The sequence below is a fragment of the Kitasatospora sp. Xyl93 genome (genome assembly GCF_055383135.1).
Map to the genome: position 1 here is coordinate 5,385,836 of NZ_AP029185.1, position 12,156 is coordinate 5,397,991.

Below are 12,156 nucleotides of genomic sequence, written 5' to 3' on the forward strand. Positions count from 1 at the left end.
GCTCGGAGGGGGCCGAACGGCCGCAAGGTAAGCTCACCCCCCGATGAGCACGCATGAACCACCCGCGGACCGCGACGGCAGTCCCGCACCCACCGGTGCGGACTCGCTGTCGCGGTCCGCGGTCGTTACCGGGGGCGATCCCGCGGCCGTCTCCGGTGCGACCGTCTCCGGTGGGGTCGTCTCCGGTGGGGCCGGCGGCGATGCGGCGGCGGACGGCGTCGAGCGCCCGGAGCGCGGCGACGGGCCCGAGCACGCCGAGGATCCGGAACAGACCGACGGCTCCGGCGAGGACGGCCCGGACCAGGACGAGGATCCGGGGCACTCGCGTTCGCGGGACCTGCTGCTGTTGGTCGGGATCTGCCTGACGGCCCTGCTGCTGGTGAACGCCTTCGTCGCGCGTCCGTTCGCGGTGCCCTCCGGGTCGATGGAGGAGACCCTGCGCCCGGGCGACCGGCTGGTCGCGAACCAGCTCGCCTACGCCTTCGGCGGCCACCCCCAGCGGGGCGACGTCGTGGTCTTCGACGGGACGGGCTCCTTCCTGCGCGAGTCGGCGAAGCCGTCGGGCTTCTGGGACGGCCTGCGCTCCTTCGCCCAGGACCTCGGCCTCGCGCCGGCCGGGGACACCGTCTACGTCAAGCGGGTGATCGGCGTCGGCGGGGACCGGGTGACCAGCACCGGCCCGGGTGCGCCGATCACCGTCAACGGCGTGCCGGTCGACGAGACCTCCTACCTGTCCCCGGGCGACGACCCGTCGAGCGTGGCGTTCGACGTCGTCGTGCCGGCCGGCGAGCTGTGGGTGATGGGTGACCACCGCAGCGCCTCCCGGGACTCCCGCGACCACCTCGGCGAGCCCGGTGGCGGCTTCGTGCCCGAGGAGAAGGTGATCGGGCGGGCGGACTGGGTGGTCTACCCGTTCTCGCGCTGGACCAGTCTGGAACGGCCTGCGGCCTTCGCCGTGATGGGGGGAACGGGCGGTCATGGGGAGCAGGGGTAAGGGACGGCTCGCCGACCGTCCCGCCGCGGAGCCGTCGGGTGCCGGCCGGCGGGCCGCCGGGGGACCGAGGGGAACGGGAGGGGGCGGCGCGGCAAGCAGTGGCCCGACCGGGGCCCGGCCGGCCCGTGGCCGGGCCGAGCGACGGCGCAGTGCCCGCAAGGCGGCCCGCCGGCGCAAGCGTTCGCTGGTGCGCGAGGTGCCGCTGATCGTCCTGGTGGCCCTGCTGGTGGCGCTGGTGTTGAAGACCTTCCTGGTCCAGGTGTTCGTGATCCCCTCGGGCTCGATGGAGCAGACCATCCTGATCGGGGACCGGGTGATGGTGGACAAGCTGACCCCCTGGTTCGGCAGTGAGCCGCAGCGCGGTGACATCGTGGTGTTCAAGGATCCGGGCGGCTGGCTGGAGCGCGACCACGAGCCGTCCGACGAGGGCCCGGTGCTGGGCGTGACCAAGCAGGTGCTGACCTTCGTCGGACTGCTGCCCTCCGACGACGAGCAGGACCTGATCAAGCGGGTGATCGGCGTCGGCGGGGACACCGTCGAGTGCTGCGACGCGCAGGGGCGCCTCAGCGTCAACGGCCGTCCGGTGGAGGAGCCCTACCTCGCGCCGGGCAACCCGCCGTCCCGGCAGATCTTCAAGGTGCTGGTGCCGCGGGGGCGGCTGTGGGTCATGGGCGACCACCGGGACGTCTCCGCCGACTCCCGTTTCCACATGGGTAATCCGGGACAGGGGACGATCCCGTTGGGCGACGTGGTCGGTCGCGCGTTCGTGATCGCCTGGCCGCTGGACCGCTTCCATCAACTCGATGCGCCGAGTTCACTCTCCTCTCTCTCACGGATGCCGCAGGCCGGTGGAACTGCCGCGGGATCGGTGGGCGTTGGGCCGGTTCCTGTGGAACCACCGCTCGTTATGGGGGTGTTGGGCATCCTTCCGCTCGTGGTTCGCCGGTCCGGGCGGCCTCCGGAGTGAGCCGCGCCGGCCGCCGACCGGACAGGCCTCGCGTGTGGGACCGCGAGCCGGATGCCTCGGAGTGATAGAGAAGTGCAGGTGCGGCCGGGAGTGCTCCCGGCCGTGGGCCGAGGCTGTGCTGGTGTCAGGGGAGTCCGCGGTGGGCAGCCCTGAGGCGTTCATGGTCGAGGTGAGCGTGGTGCCCGCTGTGCGGCACTCTGAGCGCGGGCGCGCGGGCGTCCGCACAGCAGGGAGGAGACGTTGTGGGGGATTTGGTGATCGGCGCCCGGTCAGGCGCCGGAGAGCCCGAGGGTCCGGGCCGTCGGGCGGACCGGTCCGCCGAGTCCGCGTCCTCCTCGGCCTCGGTCGAGGACGCGGCGGCGCAGACCGCCGACGGGCAGGGTGGCACCGGTTCGGAGGACCCCCCGGACTCCCCGCACCCGGGGGCCGAGCCCGCGGACGGGTCGGAGTCGGAGGCTCCGGCCAAGCCGCGCAAGCCGCGGTCGTTCTGGAAGGAACTGCCGATCCTGGTCGGCATCGCGCTGGTCCTCGCGCTGGTGATCAAGACCTTCTTCGTCCAGGCGTTCTCCATTCCGTCGGAGTCGATGCAGAACACGCTGCAGGTCGGCGATCGCGTCCTGGTGGACAAGCTGACCCCCTGGTTCGGGGCCGAACCCGAGCGCGGTGAGGTCGTGGTGTTCCACGACCCGGGCGGCTGGCTGAACGACGAGCCGACCCAGCAGAGCAGCAACTCCGTCCTGCGCGGCGTGCAGGACGTGCTCAGCTTCGTCGGCCTGATGCCCTCGGCCAACGAGAAGGACCTGATCAAGCGGGTCATCGCGGTCGGCGGGGACACCGTCGAGTGCGAGGGCGAGGGGCCGGTCAAGGTCAACGGCGTCGCGCTCGACGAGCCGTACGTCTACCAGGGCAACACCCCCTGCGGCGACCGTCCGTTCGGCCCGGTCAAGGTGCCCAAGGACCGGATCTGGGTGATGGGCGACCACCGCGCCAACTCGCTGGACTCCCGCTTCCACATGGACCAGCCGGGTGGCGGCACCGTTCCGGTGGACAACGTGATCGGGCGCGCCTTCGTGGTGGCCTGGCCGGTCGGCCACTGGTCGACGCTGCCGGTGCCGGACACCTTCGACCAGAAGGGCCTGGCGGCGGCCGCGCCGATGGCGCCCCCCGTGGCCGGTGCGGTGGGGGCCGTCGCCCTGCTCCCGCTGGTGCGTCGGGTGCGGGGTCGCGCGGAGCGCCGCAAGGAGTCCTGAGCTCCGCCGGATCGTGTTCCACCGGGTTGCCCCCGGCTCTTGCGCGGGCCGTGGTACCGACGAGTAATCTGCTCGGACGTGCCACGGCCCGTCGGCTTCTCCGCCCGTGCCTCCGGCGTGCCAGTGGTGATCTCCGGTCGGCCAGAGGTGGACGGTTCTGATGAGCGGTGTCGTGGAGCAGACGGTCGACCACCCGAGCGCGCCTGCCCGTGCGGGCCGCCGGCCGGCCGCGGTGCTGCAGGGCGTCGCGCTGGCGCTCGGACTGGTGCTGATGATCGGCGGCTTCGCCCTGATCGCGATCGACTACCGGCCGTACAAGATCCCCACCGCCTCGATGCACCCGACGCTGCGCATCGGGGACACCGTGCTCGCCCGCAAGGTCGGCGGCGGCGACGTCGGGCGGGGCGACGTGGTGGTCTTCCGGGACCAGGCCTGGGGCAGCGAACTCATGGTCAAGCGGGTGGTCGCGGTCGGTGGGGACACCGTCGCCACCACCGGGGCCGAGCACCGGCTGACGGTCAACGGGCAGCCGGTGGAGGAGCCCTACCTCGCGACGCAGGGCCGCCAGGGCGATTCGTTCAGCGTGACGGTGCCGCAGGGCCGGCTGTTCCTGCTCGGTGACAACCGGGTGGGCTCGCTGGACTCTCGGACCCACCTGGAGGTCGACGGCGGGACCGTCCCGGCCGATGCCGTGGAGGCCAGGGTCGAAGCCACCGTGCTGCCCTTCGACCGGACGGGCCTGCTCGACCGGGTCACGGACTTCGACGGCTTCGCGGGCCCGAAGGCCTCGCAGCCGGGGCCGCTGGCGCCCTTCGCCTTCGCCTCCGTCGCGGGCGCGGCGCTGATCCTCGTGACCTCGGCGGTGGGCGGGGTGGCGGGCCTGGCCCGGCGGATCCGGGGGCGCAGCTCCTGAGCGGGACCGTCGCCCGGCCGGCCGCTCTGCCGAACATCGCCCCGGACGGCCACGCCGGGTGGCAGGATCGGTAGCGCCATCGATGCGAACGGAAGGAGCGTGGAGCGCTGCCATGACAGCACGGCGTCGCAGGGCGGCGCGGATCCTGCTGCTGGACGGGCTGGACCGCATCCTCCTCTTCCTGGGGGCCGACCCGGCCACCCCGGGGGAGACGTGGTGGTTCACGCCCGGGGGCGGATTGGAGGCGGGGGAGGACGTGCGCGCGGCCGCCGAGCGGGAGCTCGCCGAGGAGACCGGCCTCCGGGGTGTGGACCTGGGGCCCTTGGTGGCGTACGGCACGGTGTCGTTCTCCTTTCAGGGACAGCGTTACGAGCAGGAGCAGTGGTTCCACCTGGCCCGGACCACGGAGACGGGCCTGGACCACTCGGGCATGGGCGCGGACGAGCACGCCCAGCTGCTCGCGGCGCGCTGGTGGACGGTCGAGGAACTGAGGGGGACCGCGGAGACGGTCTATCCGGTCGGACTGGTGGACTTCCTGGAGCGGCTGCTGGCCGAGGGCCCGCCGGTGGATCCGGTACGGCTCTGACCGTGGGTGCGGTGGTCCACAATGGGTGGACGTGACAAATGAGGGGACGCCTGGATGAGTGCCGAAGATCTCGAGAAGTACGAGACCGAGATGGAGCTCAAGCTCTACCGGGAGTACCGGGACGTCGTCGGCCTGTTCAAGTACGTGATCGAGACCGAGCGACGGTTCTACCTCACCAACGACTACGAGCTGCAGGTGCACTCGGTCCAGGGCGAGGTGTTCTTCGAGGTGTCGATGGCGGATGCGTGGGTCTGGGACATGTACCGGCCGGCCCGGTTCGTCCGCAAGGTCCGGGTGCTGACCTTCAAGGACGTGAACATCGAGGAACTCGCGAAGAGCGATCTGGAGCTGCCCTCGGACGAGTCCGGCTTCGGGAGCTGACGTTGGACGACTCCGTCCCGCGTTGTCCAGCCGAATTTCGCGGGAACGGACCTCTTCACCCCTGCGGGTGACAAGAATTGTCGACAAGTGGGGGTTATCCACAGGGGACGGTAATTCCCGGGCCTCGTCGTGCGCATTGGTGCAGCCTCCTCCGCGGAGGTGGTCACCATGCAGCACACCGTCGTGCAGGACCAGGCCGTACCGGACCGGGCAGTACCGGACGCGGCCGCAGCCGGGAAGGCCCCGCGGGCGATCCCGGACCGCAGCACCAAGAACGGGCTCGGCCGCTACGGGGAACGGGTCGCCGCCCGCCGACTCGCGGAGGCCGGGCTCCGCATCCTGGACCGCAACTGGCGCTGCGTCGAGGGCGAGCTGGACATCGTCGCCCTCGACGGCGACACCGTGGCGGTCTGCGAGGTGAAGACCCGCTCCGAGCGGGGCTTCCAGCAGCCCACCGAGGCCATCGACCGGGCCAAGGCCGCCCGGCTGCAACGCCTGGCCGAGCGCTGGATGGCCGAGCGCTGGCCCGGTCACTTCGCCGAACTGGCCGGGCCCGGCTACGACCCGGGGCCCACTGATCCGCAATGGCCGCCCGCCCCACCGGGCGGGGTGCGGATCGACCTGGTCGCGGTGGTCAACCGGGCGCGGGGTGCGGCCCTGGTCGACCACCTGCGGGGGGTGGTCTGAGATGGCCTTCGCCCGCACCTGTTCCGTCGCGCTGGTCGGCGTCGACGGAGTGATCGTCGAGGTCCAGGCCGATCTGGAGCCCGGGGTGGCCGCGTTCACCCTGGTCGGCCTGCCCGACAAGGCGCTCACCGAAGCCCGCGACCGGGTCCGTGCCGCGGTGGTGAACAGCGGCGAGGCCTGGCCGCAGCGCAAGCTGACGGTCGGCCTCAGCCCCGCCTCGGTGCCCAAGAGCGGCAGCGGCTTCGACCTCGCGGTGGCCTGCGCCGTGCTGGCCGCCGCCGAACGGCTCGACCCCTCCGCCATCGCCGACCTGCTGGTCATCGGCGAGCTGGGGCTGGACGGCCGGGTGCGGCCGGTCAGAGGGGTGCTGCCGTCGGTGCTGGCCGCCGCCGACGCCGGTTACGAGCGGGTGGTGGTCGCCGAGCAGACCGCGCCCGAGGCCTCGCTCGTCCCCGGGGTGACGGTGATCGGCGTCCGCAGCCTGCGCCAGCTCGTCGCCATCCTGACCGGCACGACGGCACCGGAGGAGCCGCCCGACCCGATCGGCGGCCGGCCGGATCCGCTGATGGCCGGGCTGATGCTGCCCTGCGCGGGTGTGCGGGGCCTGCCCGACGACCGGACGGCCCGGCTCGACATGGCCGACGTGGCCGGCCAGTACGAGGTCCGGCGGGCCCTGGAGATCGCCGCCGCCGGAGGACACCACCTCTACCTGAAGGGCCCACCGGGCGCGGGCAAGACGATGCTGGCGGAGCGGTTGCCCGCGCTGCTCCCGCCGCTGACCCAGAAGGAGGCCCTGGAGGTCACCGCCGTCCACTCGGTGGCGGGGCTGCTCCCGGCCGGGCGCCCACTGATCGACACCGCCCCCTACTGCGCCCCGCACCACTCCACGACGATGCCGGCCATCGTCGGCGGCGGCAGCGGTCTGCCGAGACCGGGGGCGGTGTCGCTGGCCCACCGGGGCGTGCTCTTCCTGGACGAGGCGCCGGAGTTCCCGGTCCGGGTGCTCGACGCGCTGCGCCAGCCGCTGGAGTCGGGCGAGGTGGTGATCGCCCGCTCGGCCGGATCGCTCCGGCTCCCGGCCCGCTTCTTGCTCTGCCTGGCGGCCAACCCCTGCCCGTGCGGCCGGTACTCCCGGCGGGGCGAGGGCTGCGAGTGCACCCCGGCCATGGTCAGCCGCTACCAGGGGCGGCTGTCCGGGCCGCTGCTGGACCGGGTGGACCTCCAGGTCCAGGTGGCCCCGGTGACGAGGGTCGAGCTCATGGAGCGGGACACCACGGCGGAGACCACCGAGACCGTCGCGGCCCGGGTGCTGGCCGCGCGGGAGCGGGCGGCGGCCCGGCTGGCGAACACCCCGTGGCGGACCAACGCGGAGGTGCCGGGCCACGAGCTGCGCACCCGCTGGCAGCTCGCGGCCGGCGCGCTCAACGACGCCGCGCGGCAGCTGGAGCGGGGGCTGCTGACCGCCCGGGGCCTGGACCGGGTGCTCAGGGTCGCCTGGACGGTCGCCGACCTCGCCGGACGCGACCGGCCGGACCAGCGGGACGTCCGCACGGCCCTGGTCCTGCGCACCGGCGTGGAGCACGGGCTGCCGCTGACCGAGCGGGTCTTCGGCCGGCTCGGTGGAATCCCGGCGCAGCGCGGCAGCCCGGAGGACGGCCGGCCCGGGGAGCCCGAGGCGCCGGACACGAAGGCGCGGAACCAGGAGGGTGAGGCATGAACCAGTTGCTGAGGCAACCTCGGATCCCCACGGCGGCCGAGGCCGGGGGCGGAACCACCACCGACGCCGGGTCCGAGCCCGAGCGCCTCGCCCGGGTGCTGCTCGGCCGGATCAGCGAACCGGGGGACGCGGTGGTCGGCCGGTGGCTCGGCCAGCTCCCCGCCGTCGACGTGGTCAGGGCGATCCGGGACGGAACGGTGCCCGACCACCCCGGGCTGGACGCCACCCGGCTGGCCGGGTACCAGGCGCGGCTCCCCGGGCTGGACCCGCGGACGGACCTGAAACGGGTACGGGCCGTCGGTGGACGGTTCATCATTCCGGGGGACACGGAGTGGCCCAGTCAACTCGACGACCTGGGCGACGGACGTCCGATCGGGCTCTGGGTGACGGGCACCGGCTCGCTGCGGCTGCTCGCGCTCCGCTCGGTCGCGATGGTGGGCTCGCGCGCCTGCACGGCCTACGGTGCCCATGTCGCGGGGGAGCTGTCGGCCCAACTGGCGGAGCGCGGCTGGGTGGTGGTCTCGGGAGCCGCCTACGGGATCGACGCCGCCGCCCACCGCGGGGCGCTCGCGGTCGGTGGGACGACCGCCGCCGTGCTCGCCTGCGGCGTCGACGTGGCCTACCCCAAGGGCAACGCCGAACTGATCCGGCGGATCGGCGTCCAGGGCCTGCTGGTCAGCGAACTCCCGCCCGGGGAGCACCCGAACCGCTTCCGCTTCGTCCTGCGCAACCGGGTCATCGCGGCGCTCACCCGGGGAACGGTGGTGGTCGAGGCGGCGGTGCGCAGCGGCGCCCTGAGCACGGCCAGACGGGCGCGGGACCTCAACCGCCACACCATGGGCGTCGCGGGCCCGGTGACTTCGGAGCTCTCCGCCGGGGTGCACGCCCTGATCCGCAGCGGCGGTGCCACCCTGGTCACCGACGCGGCCGAGATCACCGAGCTGATCGGGGCGATCGGGGACGACCTGGCGCCGCAGCGCAGCGGCCCGGTGCTCCCGCGCGACCTGCTGGAGCCGGCCGTCGCCCGGGTGCTGGAGGCCGTACCGGCGACGGCGGAGGGAGCGCCGATCGAGCGGCTGGCCCGGCAGTCCGGTCTCCCGCCGGACGAAGTCCTGCAACGCCTCTACGAGTTGGGCTCGCTCGGCTACGTGGAGCGGCACGGCGCGCACTGGCGCGTGGTGCGGAGGAGGTGAGCACCGGAGCGGAGGCCACACGCCCGCACCCAGCGCGCCGGGGGGACGCACGTCGGAGCCACCCTGCTGACCTGCCGATCCGTGCTCCTGTTCGTCGCCTGGATCCGGTGTGCGAACGCCACCGGATCGGGGGACGACCGAGTGGCGGTAGCGCTTTGCAGTGAGTCGGTCACGCTACGCTCCACATGCCTTCCCTATCAGCACATGACTCGGCAGAACGGCGCAGACCAACGCATGCCCACACACATTCCCGGACACAGAGTGACCGGTGGTGCTCGGTCCTCGGGAGGGCCGCGGACCGACCGGCGTTCCGCGCCCGACTACCCGTCGAAGCCGGCGGGGGCGATGGGAGGCCTGTCGCGCCAGGGCGGCCGGCCGACGGTGGTGCCCCAGCCCGTGGATGCGGCCCGAGACGCCGAACCGGCCCAGGGCGTCGACGCGGCCGGTCCTGCGGGCGCGCCCGTCGGTACGCCCGCCGGCGCGCCCCCCGGCGCGGTCGTCGACGGCGCGCCCCGGCCATCCGGAAGCGCGCCGACCCCGGGCGCCACCTCCCCGGCCCTCACCTCGCCGGTGCCCGCCCCGTCGGTGCCCGCCCCGCCGCTGTCCGCGCCCCGCCGGGAGAGGGCGCCGGGCGGCGATCAGGGGCAGGAGGCCAGGGAGGCCGCGGCCCAGGGGCGCACCGCGCTCGAAGCACTCTGGCGCTCCTACAAGGAGACCGGGGACCAGCGGCTGCGCGAGCAGCTGATCCTGCACTACTCACCGCTCGTCAAGTACGTGGCGGGGCGGGTCGGGGTCGGCCTGCCCTCCAACGTCGAACAGGCGGACTTCGTCTCCTCCGGGGTCTTCGGGCTGATCGACGCGATCGAGAAGTTCGACATCGACCGCGCCATCAAGTTCGAGACGTACGCGATCAGCCGCATCCGCGGCGCGATCATCGACGAGCTGCGCGCCCTGGACTGGATCCCGCGCTCGGTGCGGCAGAAGGCGAAGGCGGTCGAGCGGACGTACGCGACGCTGGAGGCCCGGCTGCGCCGGACGCCGCACGAGCCCGAGGTCGCGGCGGAGATGGGCATCGCGATCGAGGACCTGCACGCCATCTTCAGCCAGCTGTCGCTGGCCAACGTGGTGGCGCTGGACGAACTGCTCCACCCGGCGGGGGAGGGTGGCGACCGGCTGAGCCTGATGGACACCCTGGAGGACCACGGCGCGGACAACCCGGTCGAGGTGGCCGAGGACCGCGAGCTGCGCAGGCTGCTGGCCCAGGCGGTCAACACCCTCCCCGAGCGGGAGAAGACGGTGGTGACGCTCTACTACTACGAGGGCCTCACCCTCGCCGAGATCGGACAGGTGCTGGGGGTGACGGAGAGTCGGGTGAGTCAGATCCACACCAAGTCCGTCCTCCAGCTGCGCGCCAAGCTGTCGGACATCCGATAGGGCGTCGCACCCCGGCCGTCGGCCGCCGGCTGTCCGAAGCCAGTGGTCGGAAGCCGGGCGTCGGCCGCCAGCTGCCCGAAGCCAGCAGCCCGAATCCCGCCATCGGAAGCCAGCAGCCCAGAAGCCAGCCCTCGGAAGCCGGCCGTCGGAAGCCGCCCGTCGGGCCCGCGCTTCCTTCGGATGCGCGGCGCCGTACCGGCCGGAGGTATGGCTCCGTACAGTGGGTGCGTGCCGAAGATCCGAGCGGCCACGGTGGCCGAGCATCGCCAGCTCCAGCGAGCAGCCCTCCTCGATGCTGCCCGCGTCCTGCTCACCGAGGGCGGTATGGAGGCCCTGACCTTCCCCGCGCTCGCGGCGCGCACCGGGCTGGCGCGTTCCTCGGTCTACGAGTACTTCCGCTCCCGCGCCGCCGTGGTCGAGGCGCTCTGCGAGGTGGACCTCCCGCTCTGGGCGGCCGAGATCGAGGCCGGCATGGAGAGCTGCGACACCGCCGTCGAACGGATCGAGGCCTACGTCCGGGGCCAGCTGGCGCTCGCCGCCCACCCCCGGCACCGCGCGGTGGTGGCCATCTCGGCGCTGGAGCTCGACGAGGCCGCGCGCGAGCGGATCAGAGCGGCGCACGGCAGGCTGGCCGGCCTGGTCGGCCGCACGCTGGAGGACCTCGGCCACCAGCAGCCCCGGCTCGCCGCGGCCCTGGTCCAGGGCGTCGTGGAGGCGGCGACCCGCAGGTCCGAGCAGGCCGCCGCCGGAGGCCGCACCGGCTGTGCGACCGAGAGCGCCGAGGAGATCGCCGACGCCGCCGTCGCGATGGTGCTGCACGGACTCGTCCGCGGCTGAGCCCGGCCCGGATCGCCATTCGCGGGCGTACGGCGGGGCGCCCTACCCGTCCCCGCCCGCCAGCGGCAGCAGTCGCGCCGTGCCCGCGCCGAAGAGGGCCAGCGGGTCCAGGTAGCGGCTTCCGCGCAGCAGCCCCCAGTGCAGGCAGTCGCGCCCCGCGCAGTGCCGCCCGTCCGCGGCGAGCAGACCGACCGGCTGCCCGGCGCTCACCGGAGTGCCGACCGGGACGGTGCCGGTGACGGGCAGATAGGTGGTCCGCAGCGGGGGAGAGCCCGAGCCGGGGTGGGAGACGGTCACCACCGGCCGTCCCGCGACCAGCCCGGAGAAGGCGACCACTCCGGGAGCCGCCGCCCGGACCTCGCCCCCGGGGACGGCGGCGAGGTCCACGCCCCGGTGCCCGGCGGCCCAGACCTTCGCCGGTGGCTCGAACCGGCCCAGCAGCCCGCGGGGCCCGCCCACCGGCCAGGCCCGCGCGCCACCCCACCCGGCCCCGCGACCCGTGCCGGTGGCGCCGTCCACACCGCTACCGCCCGAGGCCCCGGAAACCCCGGGGACCCCCGAAGCCTCCGAAGTCACTGAGATCCCCGAGACGCCCGAGGCCATCGGGGCGCCCAAGGCCCCCGACAGCACGAGCGCCACCGCCACCACTACGGCCACCACCGACACCGACACCCCGCCGAACCCGCCGCGACCAGTCATGCCCGCAGGCTCGCCGCCCCGGCGCCCCCGCACCACCCACATCCGGATTCCTGTGGACAAACCACCCCCACTCCCGAGCGCCGTCCCTCGGACGGGTGTACGGGCGCCGCCATCCGGTGTACAAACGGCATACCTCCGGGGCCCCCGGGCAAGCGGCCGACCAGCCCGCGCCACCCTCCCGCGTCCGCCCACGCGTCCCCACGCCCACTCCCGGCTCCACCCCCGGCCCCACTCCCGCCGGCCCGCCGGAACCGGCCCGCCCCGGCCGTTGCCCGGGCTCCGCCCAGGTCCCCGGCGGGCCCCCGGCCACGCGTGGAGTCGCTCGCCCCTCGGCGCTTCCCGTACACTTCACACGCGACCCGGTCCGCCGGGTCGACTTCGCACGCCCCGCCACCGGCGGTCGGACGCGGTTCGTCCGCGGCCCCGCCAGGTGCGAGTGCCGCTCGGTCCGCCGAGCCCGACCGGCCCCCGGGCCGTGAGGGGAAAGCGGCTCGGCAC

General features: G+C 74.0%; 11 protein-coding genes and 1 pseudogene. 11 read left to right on the forward strand and 1 reads right to left on the reverse strand.

Annotation, left to right across the window (positions count from 1 at the left end; genetic code table 11):
• Positions 1 to 43 precede the first annotated feature (43 nt).
• The 11 genes and pseudogenes from lepB (ACZ5GH_RS23980) (at position 44) to ACZ5GH_RS24030 (ending at position 10,959) form a co-directional block, all read left to right on the forward strand.
• A complete protein-coding gene (gene lepB / locus ACZ5GH_RS23980; RefSeq protein WP_464335200.1) occupies positions 44 to 994 on the forward strand; it encodes a signal peptidase I in 951 nt (316 codons plus the stop codon).
• Between the two features lie 187 nt (positions 995 to 1,181).
• On the forward strand, positions 1,182 to 1,961 hold the full coding sequence (gene lepB / locus ACZ5GH_RS23985; RefSeq protein WP_464335201.1) for a signal peptidase I: 780 nt from the start codon (positions 1,182 to 1,184) through the stop codon (positions 1,959 to 1,961).
• A 242-nt stretch (positions 1,962 to 2,203) separates the two neighbouring features.
• The gene (gene lepB / locus ACZ5GH_RS23990; RefSeq protein ID WP_387759377.1) at positions 2,204 to 3,211 is read left to right on the forward strand and encodes a signal peptidase I; all 1,008 of its coding nucleotides are present in this window, start codon (positions 2,204 to 2,206) and stop codon (positions 3,209 to 3,211) included.
• Positions 3,212 to 3,371: 160 nt separating this feature from the next.
• Positions 3,372 to 4,124, forward strand: a complete 753-nt coding sequence (gene lepB, locus ACZ5GH_RS23995) for a signal peptidase I (RefSeq protein ID WP_464335202.1) — start codon at positions 3,372 to 3,374, stop codon at positions 4,122 to 4,124.
• 112 nt (positions 4,125 to 4,236) lie between these two features.
• Positions 4,237 to 4,710, forward strand: a complete 474-nt coding sequence (locus ACZ5GH_RS24000) for an NUDIX hydrolase (RefSeq protein ID WP_464335203.1) — start codon at positions 4,237 to 4,239, stop codon at positions 4,708 to 4,710.
• A 54-nt stretch (positions 4,711 to 4,764) separates the two neighbouring features.
• Positions 4,765 to 5,091, forward strand: a complete 327-nt coding sequence (locus ACZ5GH_RS24005) for a DUF2469 domain-containing protein (protein ID WP_188301739.1) — start codon at positions 4,765 to 4,767, stop codon at positions 5,089 to 5,091.
• 168 nt (positions 5,092 to 5,259) lie between these two features.
• Positions 5,260 to 5,778, forward strand: a complete 519-nt coding sequence (locus tag ACZ5GH_RS24010; RefSeq protein WP_387759381.1) for a YraN family protein — start codon at positions 5,260 to 5,262, stop codon at positions 5,776 to 5,778.
• 1 nt (position 5,779) lies between these two features.
• Complete coding sequence (locus tag ACZ5GH_RS24015; RefSeq protein WP_464335204.1) at positions 5,780 to 7,495, forward strand: YifB family Mg chelatase-like AAA ATPase; 1,716 nt, start codon at positions 5,780 to 5,782, stop codon at positions 7,493 to 7,495.
• Positions 7,492 to 8,688: a DNA-processing protein DprA gene (gene dprA / locus ACZ5GH_RS24020; protein WP_387759391.1), complete on the forward strand. Its 1,197-nt coding sequence runs from the start codon at positions 7,492 to 7,494 to the stop codon at positions 8,686 to 8,688. Before ACZ5GH_RS24015 ends, dprA begins: the two co-directional genes overlap by 4 nt.
• 684 nt (positions 8,689 to 9,372) lie before the next feature.
• A pseudogene (whiG, locus tag ACZ5GH_RS24025) lies at positions 9,373 to 10,122 on the forward strand (RNA polymerase sigma factor WhiG); the annotation flags it as partial.
• A 252-nt stretch (positions 10,123 to 10,374) separates the two neighbouring features.
• Complete coding sequence (locus tag ACZ5GH_RS24030; RefSeq protein WP_387759436.1) at positions 10,375 to 10,959, forward strand: TetR/AcrR family transcriptional regulator; 585 nt, start codon at positions 10,375 to 10,377, stop codon at positions 10,957 to 10,959.
• A 42-nt stretch (positions 10,960 to 11,001) separates the two neighbouring features.
• On the opposite strand, the gene ACZ5GH_RS24035 is transcribed toward ACZ5GH_RS24030, so the two are convergent.
• On the reverse strand, positions 11,002 to 11,418 hold the full coding sequence (locus ACZ5GH_RS24035; protein ID WP_387759392.1) for a peptidoglycan DD-metalloendopeptidase family protein: 417 nt from the start codon (positions 11,416 to 11,418) through the stop codon (positions 11,002 to 11,004).
• Positions 11,419 to 12,156 lie beyond the last annotated feature (738 nt).

Coding starts and splice junctions, on each gene's coding strand:
- lepB (WP_464335200.1), top strand. CDS start 44: ATGAGCACGCATGAACCACCCGCGGACCGCGACGGCAGTCCCGCACCC.
- lepB (WP_464335202.1), top strand. CDS start 3,372: ATGAGCGGTGTCGTGGAGCAGACGGTCGACCACCCGAGCGCGCCTGCC.
- ACZ5GH_RS24000 (WP_464335203.1), top strand. CDS start 4,237: ATGACAGCACGGCGTCGCAGGGCGGCGCGGATCCTGCTGCTGGACGGG.
- ACZ5GH_RS24005 (WP_188301739.1), top strand. CDS start 4,765: ATGAGTGCCGAAGATCTCGAGAAGTACGAGACCGAGATGGAGCTCAAG.
- ACZ5GH_RS24010 (WP_387759381.1), top strand. CDS start 5,260: ATGCAGCACACCGTCGTGCAGGACCAGGCCGTACCGGACCGGGCAGTA.
- ACZ5GH_RS24015 (WP_464335204.1), top strand. CDS start 5,780: ATGGCCTTCGCCCGCACCTGTTCCGTCGCGCTGGTCGGCGTCGACGGA.
- dprA (WP_387759391.1), top strand. CDS start 7,492: ATGAACCAGTTGCTGAGGCAACCTCGGATCCCCACGGCGGCCGAGGCC.